General features: G+C 61.5%; 20 protein-coding genes and 1 tRNA gene. 3 read left to right on the top strand and 18 right to left on the bottom strand.

Annotated features, from left to right (window positions below; all coding sequences use genetic code 11):
* Positions 1-28 precede the first annotated feature (28 nt).
* Together DN387_RS12255 and DN387_RS12250 are read right to left on the bottom strand one after the other, a co-directional pair.
* Positions 29-1,099: an AI-2E family transporter gene (locus DN387_RS12255; RefSeq protein ID WP_043864225.1), complete on the bottom strand. Its 1,071-nt coding sequence runs from the start codon at positions 1,097-1,099 to the stop codon at positions 29-31.
* 23 nt (positions 1,100-1,122) lie between these two features.
* A complete protein-coding gene (locus DN387_RS12250; RefSeq protein WP_043864226.1) occupies positions 1,123-1,362 on the bottom strand; it encodes a sulfurtransferase TusA family protein in 240 nt (79 codons plus the stop codon).
* Between the two features lie 128 nt (positions 1,363-1,490).
* On the opposite strand from DN387_RS12250, the gene DN387_RS12245 reads away from it, so the two are divergent.
* Positions 1,491-2,924 (top strand): M48 family metalloprotease, encoded by a 1,434-nt coding sequence (locus DN387_RS12245; RefSeq protein WP_043864227.1) that lies wholly within the window; start codon positions 1,491-1,493, stop codon positions 2,922-2,924.
* Between the two features lie 82 nt (positions 2,925-3,006).
* Here DN387_RS12245 and nadA read toward each other — a convergent pair whose 3' ends face one another.
* From nadA to DN387_RS12215, 6 genes are all read right to left on the bottom strand, one after another.
* On the bottom strand, positions 3,007-4,065 hold the full coding sequence (gene nadA, locus DN387_RS12240; RefSeq protein ID WP_043864228.1) for a quinolinate synthase NadA: 1,059 nt from the start codon (positions 4,063-4,065) through the stop codon (positions 3,007-3,009).
* A 209-nt stretch (positions 4,066-4,274) separates the two neighbouring features.
* Complete coding sequence (locus tag DN387_RS12235) at positions 4,275-5,765, bottom strand: YdgA family protein (RefSeq protein ID WP_054914968.1); 1,491 nt, start codon at positions 5,763-5,765, stop codon at positions 4,275-4,277.
* Between the two features lie 40 nt (positions 5,766-5,805).
* Positions 5,806-6,675 carry an oxaloacetate decarboxylase gene (locus tag DN387_RS12230; protein ID WP_043864299.1) on the bottom strand — a complete coding sequence of 290 codons (870 nt, stop codon included), beginning with the start codon at positions 6,673-6,675 and terminating at the stop codon, positions 5,806-5,808.
* Positions 6,676-6,891: 216 nt separating this feature from the next.
* Positions 6,892-7,710 carry a methyltransferase domain-containing protein gene (locus tag DN387_RS12225; protein WP_043864230.1) on the bottom strand — a complete coding sequence of 273 codons (819 nt, stop codon included), beginning with the start codon at positions 7,708-7,710 and terminating at the stop codon, positions 6,892-6,894.
* Between the two features lie 26 nt (positions 7,711-7,736).
* Positions 7,737-8,099, bottom strand: coding sequence for a DUF1641 domain-containing protein (locus DN387_RS12220; protein WP_054914969.1), 363 nt, complete (start codon positions 8,097-8,099; stop codon positions 7,737-7,739).
* Positions 8,100-8,125: 26 nt separating this feature from the next.
* Positions 8,126-9,316, bottom strand: coding sequence for an NAD(P)/FAD-dependent oxidoreductase (locus DN387_RS12215; protein WP_054914970.1), 1,191 nt, complete (start codon positions 9,314-9,316; stop codon positions 8,126-8,128).
* A gap of 1,002 nt (positions 9,317-10,318) precedes the next feature.
* Here DN387_RS12215 and mgtA point away from each other — a divergent pair.
* The gene (gene mgtA, locus DN387_RS12210) at positions 10,319-13,030 is read left to right on the top strand and encodes a magnesium-translocating P-type ATPase (RefSeq protein ID WP_054914971.1); all 2,712 of its coding nucleotides are present in this window, start codon (positions 10,319-10,321) and stop codon (positions 13,028-13,030) included.
* A 25-nt stretch (positions 13,031-13,055) separates the two neighbouring features.
* Positions 13,056-13,406 (top strand): DUF2493 domain-containing protein, encoded by a 351-nt coding sequence (locus DN387_RS12205; protein ID WP_043864234.1) that lies wholly within the window; start codon positions 13,056-13,058, stop codon positions 13,404-13,406.
* A 158-nt stretch (positions 13,407-13,564) separates the two neighbouring features.
* Here the strand turns inward: DN387_RS12205 and DN387_RS12200 are convergent.
* From DN387_RS12200 to ybgC, 10 genes are all read right to left on the bottom strand, one after another.
* Positions 13,565-13,640: transfer RNA gene (locus DN387_RS12200), tRNA-Lys, on the bottom strand.
* 61 nt (positions 13,641-13,701) lie between these two features.
* On the bottom strand, positions 13,702-14,376 hold the full coding sequence (gene queC, locus DN387_RS12195) for a 7-cyano-7-deazaguanine synthase QueC (RefSeq protein WP_043864235.1): 675 nt from the start codon (positions 14,374-14,376) through the stop codon (positions 13,702-13,704).
* A 15-nt stretch (positions 14,377-14,391) separates the two neighbouring features.
* A complete protein-coding gene (gene queE, locus DN387_RS12190; RefSeq protein WP_043864236.1) occupies positions 14,392-15,039 on the bottom strand; it encodes a 7-carboxy-7-deazaguanine synthase QueE in 648 nt (215 codons plus the stop codon).
* A gap of 158 nt (positions 15,040-15,197) precedes the next feature.
* Positions 15,198-16,010, bottom strand: coding sequence for a tol-pal system protein YbgF (gene ybgF, locus DN387_RS12185; protein WP_054914972.1), 813 nt, complete (start codon positions 16,008-16,010; stop codon positions 15,198-15,200).
* A 6-nt stretch (positions 16,011-16,016) separates the two neighbouring features.
* Positions 16,017-16,514, bottom strand: a complete 498-nt coding sequence (pal, locus tag DN387_RS12180; protein WP_042121796.1) for a peptidoglycan-associated lipoprotein Pal — start codon at positions 16,512-16,514, stop codon at positions 16,017-16,019.
* A gap of 52 nt (positions 16,515-16,566) precedes the next feature.
* Positions 16,567-17,817, bottom strand: coding sequence for a Tol-Pal system beta propeller repeat protein TolB (gene tolB / locus DN387_RS12175; protein WP_236171536.1), 1,251 nt, complete (start codon positions 17,815-17,817; stop codon positions 16,567-16,569).
* Between the two features lie 47 nt (positions 17,818-17,864).
* Positions 17,865-18,950 (bottom strand): cell envelope integrity protein TolA, encoded by a 1,086-nt coding sequence (tolA, locus tag DN387_RS12170; RefSeq protein ID WP_043864239.1) that lies wholly within the window; start codon positions 18,948-18,950, stop codon positions 17,865-17,867.
* Positions 18,950-19,402, bottom strand: coding sequence for a protein TolR (gene tolR / locus DN387_RS12165; RefSeq protein WP_043864240.1), 453 nt, complete (start codon positions 19,400-19,402; stop codon positions 18,950-18,952). Before tolR ends, tolA begins: the two co-directional genes overlap by 1 nt.
* A gap of 14 nt (positions 19,403-19,416) precedes the next feature.
* Positions 19,417-20,112, bottom strand: a complete 696-nt coding sequence (gene tolQ / locus DN387_RS12160; RefSeq protein ID WP_043864241.1) for a protein TolQ — start codon at positions 20,110-20,112, stop codon at positions 19,417-19,419.
* A gap of 2 nt (positions 20,113-20,114) precedes the next feature.
* Entirely contained in the window at positions 20,115-20,570 is a 456-nt protein-coding gene (gene ybgC, locus DN387_RS12155; protein ID WP_043864242.1) for a tol-pal system-associated acyl-CoA thioesterase, read from the bottom strand.
* Between the last annotated feature and the right edge of the window lie 83 nt (positions 20,571-20,653).

The following is a 20,653-nucleotide window of genomic DNA, read 5'->3' as shown; positions in this document are numbered from 1 at the left end:
CGCTTCGCCGGCGAAGCGTGCGCCGCGGCTAAAGCAGCGGCGCCACCACCGGCTCACGCCGCGGCCAGGCGTCGAGCACCGCCTTGAACAGCGTCGCCAGCGGGATCGCGAAGAAGATCCCCCAGAAGCCCCACAATCCGCCAAACAGCAGTACTGCGCAGATGATCGCCACCGGGTGCAGGCTGACCGCTTCGGAGAACAGCAGCGGCACCAGCACGTTGCCGTCCAGCGCCTGGATGATCGCGTACACCGCCATCAGGTAGATGAACTGGTCGCCCCAGCCCCACTGGAACAGGGCAATCAGGGTCACCGGTACGGTTACCACCACCGCCCCCACATACGGCACCACCACCGACAACCCCACCAGCAGCGCAAGCAGCGCCGCATAGTTCAGGCCCAGTGCGATGAACGCGATGTAGGTGGCCACGCCGCAGATCAGGATCTCGATGCCCTTGCCGCGAATGTAGTTGGCGATCTGGCGGTTCATCTCCTCGGCCACGCGGGTCATCAGGGCCCGCTCGCGCGGCAGGTAGCCGCTGACCCAGCGCGCGATCTGCTCGCGGTCCTTGAGAAAGAAGAACACCAGGATCGGCACCAGCACCAGGTAGATCATGATGTTGACCAGCAACGGCAGGCTCGACAGCGAGAAGGTCAGCGCCCATTGACCGAACTTGCCGATCTCGCCGCGCATCGCCTCGATGGCCTGCAGCACCTGCTCATCCGAGACCAGATGCGGGTAGCGCTCCGGCAGCAGCAACAGCAGCGACTGCCACTTGCCAAGCATGCCCGGCAGTTCGTTGAACAGGGTGATCAACTGGTGCCAGAGCAACGGCACCAGCACCAGCAGGAACACCGCCAGCGCGCTCAGGAACAGCAGGAACACCAGCCCCACCGCCACCTTGCTGGGCACCCGCAGGCGCTCCAGCGCATTGACCAGGCCCTGCATCAGGAACGCCAGCACCATGCCCGCCAGCACCGGCGCCAGCATGCCGCCCAGGGTCAGTATCGCGGTGAACCCCAGAAACAGCAGGACCGCCAGCACCACCGCTTCTTCATCCGAGAAATAGCGGTGCAGCCAGCCACGAAGCACTTTGAACATCGGTGATCCTTAAAGAAAAGGGTTCAGGCTTTCTTGAGCCAGTAGGTGTAGACCCCGGCGTCGGCCTGCTCATGCAGCAGCGTATGACCGGCCAGGCGGGCAAAAGTGCGGAAGTCGCGCTGCGAGCCGGCATCGGTGGCCACCACCTTGAGTACTGCACCACTGCCCAGGCGGTTGAGCTCCATCTTGGCCTTGAGCAACGGCAAGGGGCAATTCAGGCCGCTGGCATCCAGTTCGGCGTCGCAGGGTACGGCATCGGTCATCGGGCTTCTCCAGGCAGGTGCATGCCCACGGCAGGTAGCGGCATGCACAGACCTCGTAGGATACCGCCACTGGTCGTCAACGTGTGAGCCGGCTACAGTAAGGTTCTTTGTCGACCCGAGCTTCGTGCATGAATTTTCTGCGCCCTACCCTGCTGACGCTGGCTTGCCTGCTGGCTCTACCGAGCCATGCCGACGACCTGCCGTCACTCGGCGACGCCAGCTCGGCCATCGTTTCCCCGCAACAGGAACACCAACTGGGCCGCGCCTGGTTGAGCCTGCTGCGCGGCAACGTGCGCCAGCTGTCCGACCCCCAGCTCAAGGACTACGTCGAAACCAGCGTCTACCGCCTTGCCGAAACCAGCCAGCTGCAGGACCGGCGCCTGGAGTTCATCCTGATCGACAGCAAGGAACTCAACGCCTTCGCCGCCCCTGGCGGGATCGTGGGGGTCAACGGCGGCCTGTTCCTGAACGCCCAGACCGAGGGCGAGTACGCCTCGGTGCTGGCCCACGAACTGGCGCACTTGTCGCAACGCCACTTCGCCCGCGGCGTGGAAGCCCAGCAACGCATGCAACTGCCGATGATGGGCGCCCTGCTGGTGGGCATCATTGCCGCCGCTGCCGGGGCTGGCGATGCCGGCATCGCCGCGATTGCCGGCACCCAGGCCGCCGCGATCCAGGAACAACGGCGCTTCTCGCGCCAGAACGAACAGGAGGCCGACCGCATCGGCATCCTCAACCTGGAAAAGGCCGGCTACGATCCACGCAACATGCCGACCATGTTCGAACGGCTGATGCGCCAGTACCAGTACAGCGCCAAGCCACCGGAATTTCTGCTGACTCACCCGGTTACCGAGTCGCGGGTCGCCGACACCCGCAACCGTGCCGAACAGGCCCCCAAGGGCGGTGTGGATGACAGCCTGCGCTACCAGTTGATTCGTGCACGCCTGCAACTGACCTACGAAGGCACGCCGGGCCTGGGTGCCAAGCGCTTCCGCGCCCTGCTGGACGAAAACCCCAACCTGGATGCGGCGCGTTACGGCCTGGCACTGGCGCAGATCAAGGGCGGCCAGCTCAACGAGGCCCGCGAGAGCCTCAAGCCCTTGCTCGCCAAGGCACCCAACGACATCACCTACAACCTTGCGCAGATCGACCTGGACGTCACCAACAACCGCCTGGCCGATGCCCAGCAACGGGTGGAGAAGATGCGAGCCCTGTACCCGGGCAACTACCCGCTGCAGCAGTCACGCATCGACCTGCTGCTCAAGCAGAACCGCCCGGCCGAGGCAGAGAAGGCGCTGGATGCGCTGCTCAAGAATCGGCCGCAAGACCCGGATGTCTGGTATGAGGTGGCGGAGGTTCGCGGCCTGTCGGGCAACACAATCGGCCTGCACCAGGCTCGCGCCGAGTACTTTGCCCTGGTGGGCGACTTCGACCAGGCCTTGCAGCAGCTCGACTACGCCAAGCAGCGGGCGGGCAACAACTTTGTGCTGTCGTCGAAGATCGATGCCCGTCAGCGCGAGCTGATGGAACAGCAGCGGATGGTCAAGGACATGATGCGCTGACACGCATCAAGGTAGCGCGCACACCATATCGCGGGTCAGCCCCGCCCCCTTGTGGGAGCGGGCTCGACCCGCGATGCTGCTTTCAGGCGTTGCCGGAGAGCTTGAGCCGCGCCGCCTGGGTGAAGTCCAGCATGCGCTTGAGTGGCTTGAGTGCCTGCGGGATAAGCGCCGGCTCGACGAAGATCTCGTTGCTGCCCTCGCGCAGGCACTGCAAGGTGCGCTCAAGCGTGTTCATCGCCATCCACGGGCAGTGCGCGCAACTGCGGCACGCCGCGCCGTTGCCGGCAGTGGGCGCCTCGACAAAGACCTTGTCCGGGCACAGCTGCTGCATCTTGTAGAAAATGCCGCGGTCGGTGGCCACGATGAAGGTCTTGTTCGGCATGCGCTGCGCAGCCGCAATCAGTTGGCTGGTGGAACCCACCGCATCGGCCAGGTCGATCACCGCCTCTGGCGACTCGGGGTGCACCAGGATCGCCGCGTCCGGGTACAGCGCCTTCATGTCCAGCAACTGACGCGACTTGAACTCCTCGTGAACGATGCAGGCACCGTCCCACAGCAACATGTCGGCGCCGGTGTTCTTCTGGATGTAACGGCCCAGGTGCTGGTCAGGCCCCCAGATGATGGTCTCGCCGTTGTCCATCAGGCTTTCGACGATCTCCAGCGCACAGCTGGAGGTCACCACCCAGTCGGCCCGCGCCTTGACCGCCGCCGACGTGTTGGCATACACCACAACGGTGCGCTCGGGGTGCTTGTCGCAGAACGCCGAAAAGTCCTCCACCGGGCAACCCAGGTCGAGCGAGCAGGTAGCCTCCAGGGTCGGCATCAGCACGCGCTTTTCGGGGTTGAGGATCTTCGCCGTCTCACCCATGAAGCGTACACCGGCCACCACCACGGTCTTGGCCGGATGCTGGTTGCCGAAACGGGCCATCTCCAGCGAGTCGGACACGCAACCGCCGGTCTCCTCGGCCAGGGCCTGGATCACCGGATCACAGTAGAAGTGGGCCACCAGCACGGCGTCCTGAGCCTTGAGCTCGGCGGCGATGGCGGCACGGTAGTCAGCCTCTTGCTCGGGCGTCAGCGGCTTGGGCTGCTTGGCGTCGAGGTGGGCCTGGACCAGAAGGCGTTCGGAAATCTGGGTCATGTTCGCAAGACCTGCAGGCGCTAGTGCGCGTAAGTCGAGTGTATCACCGAGCCCTGGCAAATCGGATAACGGTTCAGCCTGTACGACAGAACCAAAGACCCTCTGCGGCCTCGGGTTTTATGGGTTGCCGAAGGCTACAGTTAATCGAATGAATTCTAAAGGGTTTTTTGCCAAACCAGGCTGGCGGGGCAAGCCCGCCAGCCCAGCGGTCAGTTGCCTGCCGGTTGCAGGCCGCCGAGGCTGGACATCACCAGCGCGGCGAACTCTTCAACGGTCATCTTCTGCCCGTTGAAGGCCACCTGGCCATCGGCATAGTGCAGGTTGGCGATGATGTCATTGCCCTTGAGCGTGGCCAGCTTGGAATACAAGGCCATCTGCCCGACCATCTCGCCGGCCATTGCGGCCTGCTTGACCTGCGCCTCGTCCTGCCCTGCCAGGCTGGCCTGCAAGGCTGCCAGGTCACCGATCATCGGCTTGGACAGCGACAAGCTGCTCTGCAGTTTCTCGATCATCTGGCGCACCAACTGATCGGAAGGCAGGTCGGCCGACGTCGGCTTGGCCAGGTCCAGGGTGAGGTTGAAGCGACTTTCACCGTTGGCGGTCTTGAAGGAAAGGTCCTCCACGGCCACCTGAGGCTTGCCCGCCAGCAACTGCATCATCTGCACCTGCATCAGCGCCTGCTCTTCGGCATTCAGCTCCAGCTCGGGCGGTTGGCCGGCAGCGGCCGTCTCCTGCAACTGGGGCATGTGCTTCTCATAGATCGCCATGATCGCCTGCAGCGCAGGGATATCGAAGCGGTTGACCGCCACCACCAGTTGCCCGCCGCCCACGGCCTTGCCGTCATAGGTGATGGCGTCGACCTTGTAGGCGGCCCTGGCATCGACCTTGTCGCCGTTGACCTTGTAGGTGTTGCGTTGCTCCACACCCTTGACGCTCAGCGGTACCTGGCGATCGCCAAAGGTGAAGGCGCTGTCGTCCAGGGTCACGTCGGCCTGGCCTTCATAGAAGTCGTAGGGCGTCAGGGTGAGGTCTGCAACCAGTTTCAGGCCCTTGAGGTCGAACTTGAGCGGCGGCGTCTCGCTATCGACCATCGACACCTGCAAGGTGCCCATGCTGCCATCGAGCTTGAGGCGCTTGCCTTCGAAGTCACCGCTCATGCCCAGGTCGAAGCCGGAGAACTTCACCGACGAACCGTCCTTGGCGATGTCCAGCGGCATCAGCCTCAACGTGCCGTCATACGACTGGTCATAACCCAGGCTGAACTCGCCCTGCACCGGCGAGACATCACCGCTGGCCGCATACCACTCGGCTGTGGTGGCATCCTTCTCGATCGAAGTGCTGGATGCCGCCATCACCGGCATCAGCTTGAATGCCTTGACCCGCTGCCAGGGAAACGGCCCGTGCTCGATGCGATCGACCAGGGTCAGTTCCAGGTTGCTCGGCTCATCGCCCAGCTCCAGGTTCTGCACGGTGAACCTGTAACGCGCGACACTGCTGAACAGGTGTTGCTCCAGCGATACCAGCTCAAGCCGCGCCGTGGCACCCAGGCCCTTGAACGACTTTTGCATCTGCAGATTGGACTGTGCGGTAGCGTGCTCCAGCACGCCAGGCAACTGCTTGCCCGTATACCACGCCCCGGCCGTGCATACGGCCGCTACGGCGACGGCAAGCCCGCACACCACTCCCAGTGTTTTCTTCATGAATTGATCCGTTTGCTATCCATATTGAGGTGAAGCGATGTTACTCGTTGACGTCCATGAACTCCCGCGCCCAGACGATGTAGTCGCCGGGTACGGTGTAGGTATGGGTGAGTTCGGTGGCACTGAGGTCCGAGGCGCTGCTGGTGATGCGGCGCTGCTCGCGCAGGCAGTCGTAGGTGGCCTTGATCGCGGCGAAGTAGGCGCCATGGCCATCCACGGCGATACGCACGCCCAGCTCGGCCAGGCGCGTGTCGTCGTGCAGCTGCGGGTTGCCGTAGGTCACCAGCATCAGCGGCACGCTGACGTGGCGGGCAATCTCTTCGAGGTGATCGAAATCGCGGATGCCGACCATGCACACGCCGTCGGCGCCAGCATTCTGGTACGCGACCACGCGGGCAATGACTTCTTCGACCGGGATCAGCGCGGCATTGGTGCGCGCGATGATCGACAGCTCCTGGTCGACGCGAGCCTCCAGGGCAGCGCGGATCTTGCCCACGCCTTCGTCGATGCTGATCAGGTCGGTGGACTTGCGCCCGAACTGGGCAGGCAGCAGGGTGTCTTCGATGGTCAGCGCAGCCACGCCGGCGCGCTCGAGCTCGGTGACGGTGCGCATCACGTTCAGCGCGTTGCCGTAGCCGTGGTCGGCGTCGGCGATCACCGGCAGCTGTGCGACACGCCCGATGCGCGTGGCCTGCTCGGCAAATTCACTCAAGGTGATCAGGGCAAAGTCCGGAGCCGCCAGCACCTGTAACGAAGCCACCGAGCCGCCCAGGATGCCGACTTCGAAGCCGAGGTCGGCGGCGATTCGCGCAGACATCGGGTCGAACACGGAAGCCGTGTGATAGCAGACCGGGGAGGCCAGGAGTTTACGAAAGGCACGGCGCAAATCTTGGTGGGAGGCTCTAGGCATGATCATTCCAGTTTCTTCATCTTCATTCTGGAGGAGAACATACCATTCCTGCCCGACACTCCGACAGTCGCCAGACCCGAACCCAAACAAAAATAAGCGAACAGAAAACGAAAACGCCCCCCCTCCAGAAGCCCTGCACGCGCTGCCCCCCTCATTCTCAGGGAGAGACCAGTCGCGGCTTGCAGGGCTGTCGAGAGTGACCGACCAAGGGCAATCTCAGACCGAGGCCACGATGAAGGTGCGCTTGAACGGGAACAGCGTGCGCCCGTCGTCCTCACGCGGGTAGTGCGCTTCCAGAAGCCTGAGGTACTTGCGCAGAAAGGCCTCACGGTCCTCGTCATCCAGGGAGCTGAGCACCGGGCGCAGTGCCGAAACCTTGACCCAGTCGAACACCGGCGACTGGCCTTCGACCACCTGCAGATGCTCGGTTTCCCAGATATCCAGCTTGCTGGTAAGCGGCGCCAGCAACCGGTAGTAGCAGTCCAGGGACAGGACATTGCGCGCCGACATGAACTTGCGCAGCTCCAGCGTGCCGATCACCCGGCCCGCAGGCCCGCATTCGCTCAGGGCCCTGAGCATCAGGTGGTACCAGGGTGCATCCCGCCAGTTGGGCATGTGCAGCGCCAGGTAGCCGCCGGCGTGCAGATTGCCGAGCAGCCGCGGCAGCAGGTTTTCGTGGTCCTCCATGAAATGCAGCACGGCAGCGGCGAACAGCAGGCTTGCCGGCTGCTTGGGCTCCCACTGGCCTATGTCGCTGTTCAGCCATTGGGCATTGACCGGCAGGGCTCGGGCCTCGGCGAGCATTTCTGCCGAGCTGTCGACGCCGAACAACTGTGCCTCTGGCCAGCGTTCGGCCAGCAGCCGGGTGGCGATTCCGGTACCACAGCCCAAATCATAGATGGACGCTGGTGCCTGCAACGGCAGGTGATCGAGCAACTCGATCACCGGACGCTCCCTCAAACGCGAAAACTGCTGATAGCCTTGCGGGTCCCAGGTCGTACTCCCGCGCAGACCCTGTTGCTGTTTTACAAGCATTGCCACGTTCCTCTCGCTCCATGCGATCAATATTGCCGTCCAAGATTGTTCAACACCCTCAACACCAGCGCGATACCACTTCGCGTTTGCGGCTCGCGCAGCAGTTGCACCAGGCCCAGCAGGCTTGGTGGCTGGGTATCGCTGCTCTGCGCCTGCGCCATGCGCAGCGCGTTGCCCACGATCCAGGTCAGGGCTGTCACGTCCTCGAACCCATGGGCCAGCTTGTCCACCATCGCAGTGTCGAGCAGGTCGACCAGGTCGGACCCCAGCGACAGCAAGTCGATGATGTTGTCCATGCGACCACTGACCAGCAGCGGTTCGAGTTTTTTCATCAGGGCGTCAACGCCCGGGTGAGCAAGGTGTTCCACGGTAGGCTCGAAGGTTTCCATATCGACGTACTCCTGCACCGCTCGACTCAGATCATTCCACGGGCAACCGCCCAGTAGAGGCCCCGGTTGAATCCATTGCGCAACAGGCCGCCCAGCTTGGTCGGCGGGGTGGGCACCACATCCTGCTGGTAGTTGTAGGTCAGTGGCATGCCGGCGTTGAGGCCCATCTGCGCAACGGCCTGGACCTTCCCGTCGTAGACGGCGCAGGGGGTGCCCAGGCGGATCTCGCCGGCGATGTTGTTGGCCACCACCGGTGCCTGGTTATGGCAGGCACCGCCCGCCTTGCTGATGGGTAGGTCCATGGTGTCGCCGATCACGTAGACGTTCTCCAGGCCGTAGACCTGCAGGGTCTCGTGGTTGGTCGGCAGCCAGCCCTCGTTGTTGGGGGCCTGGGACGCACCGCTCTGTATCACCGCGTCCACTGCACGAATGGGTGGGGTCGCCATCAGGATGTCGAACGGCTGCGCCTGGCCTTCGGCCGAATAGGCAATACGTTGATCCGGGTCCACGCGGTCCAGGGTGAAGCCACGCTGAAACCTGATGTTCTTCTGTTCAAAAAGGGTGGGCAGCAGTTCTCCGGTTGGCCGCTGCATGAACAGACAGTTTCTGAGCAATTGCGCAGTGGTCGGATAGGTATAAATAATTTCAACGTTATTGCGAACACCGCGACGGCGCAGCAAGTCATCCAGCATCAAGGTAGTTTCCACCGGCGCAATACCGCACTGGTGCGGAACATTGGGCGTCTGTGGGAAAGAAACGGATATGAAGATGCGCCCTTTTTCAATCGTCATCAGACGTTGCGCCAATTGTCGCGCCGCCTTGTACTGATAGAAATGATCCCCCGCCTCCTGCAGCCCCTCGATGCGCTCGGGAGCGGGTACGCAGCCCGTCGCGATCACCAGAAAGTCATAGCCCACGCGCCTTCCAGAGCGGGTGTGCAGGGTTTGCCCGGGGAAGTCGAAGCGGGTCACCTCCTCCACCTGGAAGTCGATTTCAGGTCGCAACAGCGAACGCTCGGGCCGTTTCAGGTCTTCCTGGAAATAGCTGTTGAAGGCAACGTACATGAAGGCAGGTTTGTAATAATGATCCGGCGAATTCGACAGCAGTTTGACCGTGACCTGGTGTTTGAGTATTTCCGGGTAAAGTTGTCTGACCAATTGATTGGCGAGCATCGTGCCGCCTACACCTCCCCCCACGATGACAATAGTTTTAGACATAGCCCCACTCCCTGGCTGGTTTTGAATCCATGCCAAGTACCATAGCAATTATAAAAAAATGCCATATACAGAATCGCTATAGCAAAACAGACATTAATTTCTGTTTCAAAAAAATATTATCATCCCACCGGTGAAACTCTGCCCACTTAGCATTATTCCTTGGCACAGGCAGACTCTCCTCAGCCGCTGGCTGCTTTGTGTGAAATTTTATTAACGTTTCAATTTTCACGCCTGATTGCTGTTGACTTCGCTCCCCCTCCTGAGTAAATTGCGCGGGCCGGAAATCCGGCCTTTTTCAACTCACCAAAGAAGCCAATGGACATAGTATCTAGACGCTGTCTGGTCATTGCCGCTGCGCAACGCCAGGCACTTAACCCTGAAAATGACGGGACTCGACTCCGCGGTCGGGTAAGCTGCGCTAGGGCTTGATGCTCCAACGTGGCTTGCCTCCCCGGTTCGTCCGGTCGCGAGGCACACGTTATGTACTTCACTTCTTCTGCAATACCGGGCGTACGCGCCTTCACTTCAGCCCTGCGGGCCAGGCTTCTGCGCGCGCCCAGGCTGCCCGTGCGTGCGCCAAGGCTCCCCTGCGACTCCCCTGCCAGCAGCGCTGGAGCCTGGACGACAGCCAGGACCCACCGAGTCGGGGCGCCGCCCTGTTTCTGCAGCACGCCTGATCCAGGTTTGCATGCATTCGGGGTGCGTACTTCCCCTTGAATAAACGGCAACTTTGCGCTTATTAAAAAACGAATTTTCTAGTTGGAAAATTCGCCGGCACTTTATTGCCTTCGCATTAATAAAAATCTGTGGAGCACATTATGGAAGAGGCCAGTAGTCGGTTCGCTGCCTGTGCACGTTCATTCAACAGGCAGCGAACGCCACCGCTAAAGATTCCACTCTTCGAATCGATCGCCTGCCCGCGACTAGACATACTTTCACTCGCCTATGATTAGTTGAGTTGTCGGTGTGTCGTGCCGCGAGCAGGCGGCAGGAGCACAGACCATGACTGTAAAAAACCCAACACCCCGCCACACCCACCCCACCCGTGACAGCAACAAGCTGTCGATGCGCGCCGCGCGCGAAGCCCAGAACGGCCTGGCCGTTACCCTGGCCAACGTCAACTCCAGCCCCGCCGGGCTCACCGAAGAAGAAGCCCAGGGCCGCCTGCAACGGGACGGCCACAACGAAGTCGCCCATGACCGTCCGCCCCATGCACTGGTGCAGTTACTGCACGCTTTCAACAACCCCTTCATCTATGTGCTGATGACCTTGACGGGTATCAGCTTCTTCACCGACTTCTGGCTGCCGCTGCAGGCCGGCGAAGAAACCGACCTGACCGGCGTGATCATCGTGCTGGTGATGGTGTTGGCGAGCGGCGTGATGCGTTTCTGGCAGGAACACCGATCGGCCAAGGCCGCCGAAGCCCTGAAAGCGATGGTGCGCACCACCGCAGCCGTGCTGCGGCGCGAGCAGCTAGGGGCCCAGGCGCGGGTTCGAGAACTACCCATGCGCGAACTGGTGGTGGGCGACATCATCCAGCTGTCTGCCGGCGACATGATCCCCGCAGACATTCGCCTGATCGAGTCCCGCGACCTGTTCATCAGCCAGGCGGTACTGACCGGCGAAGCCTTGCCAGTGGAAAAGTACGACACCCTGGGTGCGGTGCAGGAAAAATCCGCCAAGGCCCAGGCCGCCGACCAACAGGACCTGCTGGACCTTCCCAACATCTGCTTCATGGGCACCAACGTGGTCAGCGGGACCGCCACGGCCGTGGTGGTCGCCACCGGGGCTCGTACCTATTTCGGCTCACTGGCCCGCTCCATCGTCGGCTCCCGCGCGCAGACCGCCTTCGACCGCGGGGTCAACAGCGTGAGCTGGCTGCTGATCCGCTTCATGCTGGTGATGGTGCCCATCGTGCTGCTGATCAACGGCTTCACCAAGGGGGACTGGGCCGAAGCCTTCATGTTCGCCCTGGCGGTAGCGGTTGGCCTGACCCCGGAAATGCTGCCGATGATCGTCAGCGCCAACCTGGCCAAGGGCGCGGCCGCCATGGCCAGGCGCAAGGTAGTGGTCAAGCGCCTGAACGCGATCCAGAACTTCGGCGCCATGGACGTACTGTGCACCGACAAGACCGGCACCCTGACCCAGGACCGCATCATCCTCGAACACCATGTCGATGTCGGCGGCAACCGCTGCGACGAGGTGCTGCAACTGGCCTGGCTCAACAGCCACCACCAGAGCGGCATGAAAAACCTCATGGACCGCGCCGTGGTCAGTTTCGCCGAGGACAATCCGCAGTTCACCCCTCCGGCAGCCTGGCGCAAGGTCGATGAACTGCCCTTCGACTTCGTACGTCGGCGTCTGTCGGTGATACTGGCCGATGCCAGTGGTGGTCACCTGCTGGTGTGCAAGGGCGCCGTGGAAGAGATGCTGGAGACCGCCAGCCGGGTCCGCCAGCAGGGCACTGCCGTAAGCCTGGATGCCGAGCGCCGTTCGGCCCTGCTCAATCTCGCCGAGGCCTATAACCGCGACGGTTTTCGCGTGCTGCTGGTGGGTACCCGCCAAATAGCCGCAGGCGAGACGCAGACCCAGTACAGCGCCAGCGATGAGCGCGAGCTGATCATCGAAGGCTTGCTGACCTTCCTCGACCCGCCCAAGGAAAGCGCCGGCCCGGCCATCGCCGCACTGCGCGACAACGGCGTGACGGTCAAGGTACTCACCGGCGACAACCCCACCGTTACCGCCAAGATCTGCCGGGAAGTGGGCCTGGAGGCAGGCGAGCCGCTGCTGGGCCGCGACATCGAGCACATGGACGATGAGGTGCTCGCGCGCCGGGTGGAAGAGCGCACGGTGTTCGCCAAGCTCACGCCACTGCAGAAGTCCCGCGTACTCAAGGCCCTTCAAGCCAACGGCCACACTGTCGGGTTTCTGGGTGACGGGATCAACGACGCCCCTGCCCTGCGCGACGCCGACGTCGGCATCTCGGTGGACAGCGGCACCGACATTGCCAAGGAGTCGGCAGACATCATCCTGCTGGAAAAGAGCCTGATGGTACTGGAGGAAGGGGTGATCAAGGGTCGCGAGACCTTCGGCAACATCATGAAATACCTGAACATGACCGCCAGCTCCAACTTCGGCAACGTGTTCTCGGTGCTGGTCGCCAGTGCCTTCATCCCCTTCCTGCCGATGCTGGCGATTCACCTGTTGCTGCAGAACCTGATGTACGACTTCTCCCAGCTGGCGCTGCCATGGGACAAGATGGACAAGGAGTACCTGGCCAAGCCACGCAAATGGGATGCCCGGAACATCGGGCGGTTCATGCTGTGGATAGGGCCAACCTCATCCATTTTCGACATCACCACCTTCGCGCTGATGTGGTACGTGTTCGCCGCCAACAGCGTGGAAATGGCCAGCCTGTTCCAGTCGGGCTGGTTCATCGAAGGGCTGCTGTCCCAGACCCTGGTGGTGCACATGCTGCGCACCCGCAAGATCCCGTTCATCCAGAGCACTGCAGCCTTGCCGGTAATGCTGGCGACGGGGCTGGTGATGGCGCTGGGAATCTACGTGCCCTTCTCGCCGCTGGGCAGCATGGTCGGCCTGGTTCCGCTGCCGTGGGAATACTTCCCTTGGCTGGTGGGCACACTGCTCAGCTACTGCGTGGTCGCCCAGACCATGAAGACCTTGTACATCCGCCGCTTCAAGCAGTGGTTCTGAAGAACGTGGCTCAGGGAGAACGCCTATGCGCGTACTGATTTGCGCCGGCCGCCATTACGCCGACAGCCGGGTGTGCCGGCAGGTTCTGGAAGCTTTCCAGCGCCTGCACCCGGTGCAGGTGGTCATCCACGGTGGCAGTCAGTTCCTCGGTGCACATATCGAGGACTGGGCCCGGGAAAACGCAGCCCACATCGTGCGCTACCCACCCAACTGGCAGCACCACGGCAAACAGGCCGAACGCCTGCGCAACCGCTTCATGCTGGCCGATAGCCGACCGGACATCGTGCTCGCGCTGCCCGGCGGGGCAGACACTGAAGAACTGCTCGAGCAGGCCCGAAGCCAGGGCCTGCAGACACTCTCGGCAGGCAACCCGTAGACCGGTGACCCCCTCCCGCGCCAGCTCGCACCTAGCCGAGCTGGCGCGAACGCAATCTCCAGGTCAACCCGCAGATCACGGTTCAGTTGCTGAACAGGGAGGGAAATTCAACAGACGAAAAAAAACCCGCTTTCTCATGGAAAGCGGGTTTTTCGAAATGGTGGGTCGTGTAGGATTCGAACCTACGACCAATTGGTTAAAAGCCAACTGCTCTACCAACTGAGCTAACGACCCGTTGCGTGGGGCGTATAATACTGATTTCCTTAAGGAAATCAACACCCCACCGTAAAAAAAATCAAAAATATCGGGTAGGGTCGGTCACGCCGGCTGCCCGGAAGCCATCTGCACGCAGGCGGCAGCTGTCGCACTTGCCACAGGCACGGCCTTGATCGTCAGCCTGATAGCACGACACAGTGAGGCTGTAGTCGACACCACGCGCCATGCCCGCCTGAACGATCTGCGCCTTGCTCAGGTTCTGCAACGGTGCCTGGATGCGAAAGCCCTGCCCCTCGACACCGGCCTTGGTGGCCAGGTTGGCCATGCGCTCGAATGCCTCGACGAACTCGGGACGGCAATCCGGGTAGCCCGAGTAATCCACCGCGTTCACGCCGATGAAGATATCCCGCGCCTGCAACACCTCGGCCCAGCCCAGCGCCAACGACAGGAACACGGTATTGCGCGCCGGTACGTAGGTCACTGGAATGCCTTCACCCGGCGTCTCGGGTACATCGATGCTGCTGTCGGTCAGCGCCGAACCACCAATGCCATCCAGGCTCAGGCCGATCACCTTGTGCTCGACTGCACCCAGGTCACGGGCAACTCGCGCAGCGGCGTCCAGTTCGGCGCGATGACGCTGGCCGTAATCGAAACTCATGGTATAGCAGCTGTAGCCTTCGGCCTTGGCCATCGCGACCACCGTGGCCGAGTCCAGGCCACCAGACAGCAGGATTACCGCACGTTTATCAGTCATGACATCACTCCCCAATCAGCGTCCCGGCTCGTCGTTCCACAATTGCTTGTGCAACTGCAGTTGAAAACGAACCGGCAAATTATCGGCCACGATCCAGTCGGCCAGGTCGCTGGCCTTGACCTGATGGTGGCTCGGCGAAAACAGCACCTCCCCGGCACGCTTCTCCAGACCATACTGGATCAGCTTGGATACCGCCCAGTCATAGTCTTCACGGGAACAGATGACGAACTTGACCTGATCGTTCGGGGTCAGCAGCTCGATATTCTCGTAGAGGTTGCGGTGCATCTCTTCGGAGCCCGGCGTCTTGAGGTCCACCACCCGGCTGACGCGCTGGTCGACCTTCGAGATGTCCAGTGCTCCGCTGGTTTCCAGCGACACCTCATAGCCGGCGTCGCACAATTGCTTGAGCAAGGGGATGGCGTTGGGTTGGGCCAATGGCTCACCGCCAGTGACGCACACGTAACGCGGGCGAAAACCAGCCACCTGCTCGAGAATCGAGTCGAGGCTGCGCACGGTACCACCACTGAAGGCATAGGCACTGTCGCAATACTGGCAACGCAAAGGGCAGCCGGTGAGACGTACAAATACCGTGGGCAGCCCAGCGGTACGCGTTTCACCCTGCAACGAGTAAAAAACTTCGGTAATTCGTAATGTGTCTTGCATAGTCGCCACGGACGTAACAGCTAAACAGGCTGTCCGCCTCCGTCAGGCACTGCAGCGAACCCGGCATCGCGTAGTTCGCAGCAGCGTGTGTCAATAAAAGGGCATCGATTCTAACGAAAAAACCCGCGACTAGCGCGGGTTTCTTCCAGGCGGGCAGTTCAGAGCTTCTGCAGGTCGCGCTGGGCCAACTGTGCGGCGGAGGTACCCGGGTACTGGGTGACCACCTGCTGCAGAATACCCTTGACCCGGTCGGTGTGACCCAGGCGGCGCTCGACATCGGCCAGCTTGTACAGCGAGTCCGGCACCTTGCTGTGCTTCGGATACAGCTGGCTGACCTTGGCAAACGCCTGACCGGCGCCCTGCAGGTCGCCCTTGGCAAGGTTCACTTCACCCAGCCAGTACTGGGCATTGCCGGCGTACTGACTGTTGGGGTACTTGCGCAGGAAGGCATTGAATGCCTGGCTGGCCTTGTCGAAATCCTTGGCCTTGATCAGGTCGAAAGCAGCGTCGTAATAGAGCTTTTCTTTCGCCGGGTCGCCAGGTTCGCTACTGGCTGCAGGGGCGGTGGCCGCGCCTGCAGCGGCACCGGCGGCTACATCACCACCGGTGGAAGAATTCTCGGGAGTTGCAGCGGGTGCACCGCCGGCTCCGATACGCCGATCCAGGTCCTGGTAACGCTCCAGGCCTTCCTGTTTCAGGCGGGCTACATCGTTTTGCAGTTCTTCGATCACGCCTTGCTGACGCGAAATCTGATCCTGCATCTGCTGCAATTGCATGAACAGCTGACCCTGCGCCGAGGCAGGGGCCGAAACCCCTCCCCCGGCGTAGGCGCCGCTCGTACCATAACCCGCTGGCGGATAACTGCTTGCGCCGTTATAGCCAGCGTTGTCATCAACAACAGGAACCTCGGCCCAGGCCACGAGTGGCAGGGCGAGAGCCAGGACGGTTACAGCACGGCGGCACGTTCGCATATCGAATTACTTACGCAGTTCGACGCGACGGTTCTGAGCCCAGGATTGCTCGTCGTTACCGGTAGCAACTGGACGCTCTTCGCCGTAGGAAACCAGTTCCAGTTGGGCTGGGGAAACGCCTTGCAGTACCAGGTAGCGCTGTACGGCTTTAGCACGACGCTCGCCCAGGGCCATGTTGTATTCGCGAGTACCACGCTCGTCGGTGTTGCCTTCCAGGACGACGCGAGCGCCATTGCCTTTCAGGTCTTTGGCGTGAACGTCCAGAGCGCGCATGGCTTCTGGCTTCAGGTCCGAGCTGTCGTATTCGAAGTAGAAGGTGGTGATTGCGCGCAGAGCGGCTTCTTCGCTCAGGGAACCGTCAACAGCACCGGTGTTAGCGCCGTAACCAGCGTTTGGATCAACAGCGCCTTCACCAGCGTTGTCGCCGCCCTTGGAGGAGCAACCTACAGCTACAGCCATGGCCAGAGCCAGCGCAGCAAACTTACCAAACTTCAGCATTTCCATCGTGAAACTCCTAATGAACCCCAATGTGTTAAGTGTTACGTAAAGCGCCGCGTCAGTTCAGGTAAGGGGACCAGGACGGTTCTCTGACTTCGCCTTGAGCGGTAGGAAGCGGGAGCCTCACGCGTCCGTTGAGAGAGACGAGCATCAAGACTCCCCGGCCCTGCTGGCGGGTGGCGTAGATTAGCATGGTGCCGTTGGGCGCAACAGTGGGTGACTCATCAAGACTTGTTTCAGAGAGGATTTTTACACTTCCTCGCTGCAAATCCTGCGCGGCCACCTTGAAGTTGGTGAAACCTTGCTGGCGATGAATCATTACCAGGGTCTTTTCATCCGCCGACAGTTTAGGGTTGGCGTTGTAGTTACCCACGAAAGTTACACGCTCGGCACCACCACCCGAAACGTTGGTTTTGTAGATCTGCGGCTTGCCGCCACGATCCGACGTGAAATAGATGGTCGAACCATCCTTGCCCCAGAACGGCTCGGTGTTGATACCCGGACCGGCCGTGACACGCGACATCTGGCGCGAAGCCATGTTCATCACATAGATGTCAGGGTTGCCGTCCTTGGACAGCACGAACGCCAGGCGCGAACCATCGGGCGACCAGGCTGGTGCACCGTTGAGGCCTTCGAAGTTGGTGATCTGCTCACGACGGCCAGTGTCGATGTGCTGTACGAAGATACGCGGACGACGCTGTTCGAACGACACATAGGCAATGCGCTTGCCGTCTGGCGCGAAGCGCGGCGACAGGATCGGCTCGCGCGACTGCAGCAGGGTCACGGCGCGGGCGCCGTCGTAGTCCGAACGCTGCAACGTGTAACGAGTGTTGTCCTTGGAGAAGCGTTCGGCGGTGACGTACAGCATGCGCGTGGAGAACGCACCCTTGATGCCGGTGAGCTTCTCGAACGACTGGTCGGCAATGTAGTGCGACATGTCACGCAGCTGGTCGGCAGTGCCCGAGACGCTGCCGGTCAGCACTTGCTGCTCGGTGGCGACGTTGAACAGCGCATATTGCACCTGCAGGCGACCGCCCGCTGGCACGATGCTGCCTACCATCACGTACTGGGCGCCCAGGGCCTTCCAGTCGCGGAAGATGACTTCGCTGGCCTGGCTAGGCTGGCTGATCATGTTCTGGCGCGGAATCGGCGCGTAGTAGCCGGAGTTGCGCAGGTCATTGCCAATGATATCGGCCATGTCCTCGGGCAGCACACTGCCACCCTGCAGGGCGAACGGCACGACCGCGATCGGCGTGGCACGGTCACTGCCGCTGGTGACCAGGATGTTCTTTTCTTCTGCAACGGCCATCCCTGCTGCGCAGCAGAGAACGACCAGCAGTCCTCTAAGAAGGTTAATCACAAGGCTAGATCCTCAGGTGTGAATGTCATCTTGAATGAACGATAGGGATTGAATTCGCTCGGTTTCAAGCCCTGCATTTCGGTCAGGCGGCCAATGTTCTTGACCGCTGCTACCGCAGAGGCATCGAACGGACCATCACCACTGGAGCGTGCAACGCTCACCGTGGTCACGGTGCCATCGGGCAACATGCCAATCTGCAGGACCACCGTCATGTTCTTGCGTGCAGAAGGTGGGCGCGCCCAGCCTTCGGCTGCGCGGGCACGAATCAGGTCGTCGAAGTCGCCGGCCACCTGGTCACCCTGCTCGTCGGCCAGCGCCTGCTGCCGTTCGGTGGAGTCGGACAACAGCTCAGCCAGGGCCTGGGCTTTCTTGTCTTCCGCCGCCTTGCGCGCCGCTTCTGCTGACTTCTTCTTGGCCGCATCGGCTGCGGCTTTCTTCTTGGCATCCTCGGCGGCCTTTTTCTTGGCCTCTTCGGCTGCCGCTTTTTTCTTCGCATCCTCGGCTGCCTTTTTCTTGGCATCCTCGGCGGCTTTCTTCTTGGCGTCTTCAGCGGCCTGCTTCTTGGCCTCTTCTGCTGCCTGTTTCTTGGCCTCTTCCTCGGCTTTCTTCTTGGCGAGGTCGGCCTGCTGTTTCTCTTCGACCTTCTTGGCTTCCTCGGCTTTCTTGGCCGCGTCCGCTTTTTTGGCCTCGTCGGCTTTCTTGGCCTCGTCGGCCTTCTTGGCTTCGGCCGCCTCGCGGGCTTCTTCGGCCTTTTGAGCCGCCTCTTCTTTCTTTTGTTCCGCAGCCTTCACCGCTTCCTGCTTCTGCTGCTCGACCTTCTTCTGTTCCATCTGCTCGACTTCGGTCTGGCGCGCAGCGGTTTTCTTCGCTTCACCCGCAATCTTCTGATTGGTCTGGGTGGTGGCCTGACTTTTGGACTTCAGCTGGTACAGGGTCGCCTGGACAATAGGCTTGGCCGGCGGCAGTTCCGGGGTCATGGCAAAGCTGACGAACAGCATGCCGAACACCAGAACGTGCAGCGCGATGGCCCAGACGCTGGGCCAGAAATAGCTTTCCGAGGCGGATGGCTCTCGCTGTTGCATCAGGGCGCCTCGGTAATCAGGCCAACGTTACCGACACCGGCCTTCTGCAACCCGCCCATGGCGCCCATCACCGCGCCATAGTCGACGGCCTTGTCGCCACGGATGAACACCTGGGTCTGTTTGCCCTGGTCACGTCCGGCCGCGATGATCTTGGTCACCGCGTCGGTCATTTGCGGCAAGGTCATGGCCTTGTCCATCTGCTTTTCGGTGTCGACTTCGCTGCCAAGGTTCCAGAAATAGGTCTTGTCGGCCTTGATCGAAATGGTAAGGATCTGGACGTTGTTGTCCTGCGGCAAGGCTTCGCTGGAAACCTTGGGCAGGTCGACCTTCACGCCCTGGTTGAGCATCGGTGCGGTCACCATGAAGATGACCAGCAGTACCAACATCACATCGATGTAGGGCACCACGTTCATCTCCGCGACCGGCTTGCGTTTGTGTCGAACTCGAGCCATGGGCTTTTACCTGATCACTCTTCGCTGGTGTGCACTTTACGGTGCAGGATGGCCTGGAACTCGTCGGCGAACGTGTAGTAGCGGCCGATCAAGACTTCACTGCGTGCAGCGAAACGGTTGTAGGCAATAACTGCCGGGATTGCGGCGAACAGGCCGATCGCGGTGGCGATCAGTGCCTCGGCGATACCCGGAGCCACAGTGGCCAGGGTCGCCTGCTGGGCCGAAGCCAGGCCGCGGAAGGAGTTCATGATGCCCCATACGGTACCGAACAGACCGATGTACGGGCTGGTGGAACCGACGGTGGCGAGGAACGGCAGGCTCTGTTCGAGCTTCTCTTCTTCACGCGAGATGGCCACGCGCATGGCCCGGCCAACGCCTTCCATCACGGCGTCAGGGTCGACACCCGGTTGCTGGCGCAGGCGCGAGAACTCCTTGAAGCCGGCACGGAAGACCTGCTCCACACCCGAGTCCGGGTCCGGGTTGCTGCCGGCCTGGCGGTACAGCTTGGACAGGTCGATGCCCGACCAGAAGCGCTCCTCGAAGCTTTCCAGCGCACGACGACCGGCACGCAGCATGGTGCTGCGCTGAAAAATCATGATCCACGAGGTCACCGATGCGGCCACCAGAATCAGCATGACCAGCTGCACCACGATGCTGGCATTACTGACCAGGCTCCACATGGAGGTATGGTCGACGACGTTAGCTTCCACGCTTAATCTCCTGCAATTGTTTGGTTACCCGCACCATCCGCCGCCACAAAGGCTGCACGCAGCTCGGAAGGAATGGCCCGGGGTTTGAACGTATCGGCGCGCACACAGGCCACCAGGAACTGCCCCTCGCAGAGCAGCGTTGCATCACGCTCGCGCCAGACCTGCTGCACAAAGCGCAGGCTGGCACGATTCAATTCAAGCACTTGTGCGGTGACCCGCAATTCATCGTCCAGGCGGGCCGGCGCGTGGTAGCGCGCCTCGCTGGAATGAACGACGAACAAGGTGTTCTGTTCTGCCATCGCAGACTGGGCAAAGCCCAGCTCGCGCAACCGCTCGGTGCGGGCACGCTCCATGAATTTCAGATAATTGACGTAATACACCACGCCGCCCGCATCGGTGTCCTCGTAATAGACGCGACAGCGATGTGCGAACGACTCAACCCCATTTTGCGCGCGCATACTCTAGTGCTAACTCCTCAGCTTGCCAATCCGCCCCACCAACTGTTTTTAACGGATTATGTCGTATTGCCAGCGCGACTCAT

Source organism: Pseudomonas sp. FBF18 (assembly GCF_024261405.1).
Classification (GTDB): Bacteria; Pseudomonadota; Gammaproteobacteria; order Pseudomonadales; family Pseudomonadaceae; genus Aquipseudomonas; species Aquipseudomonas palmensis.
The sequence above is the reverse complement of the archived record's forward strand: the minus strand, read 5'-3'. Positions and strand labels throughout refer to the sequence as shown.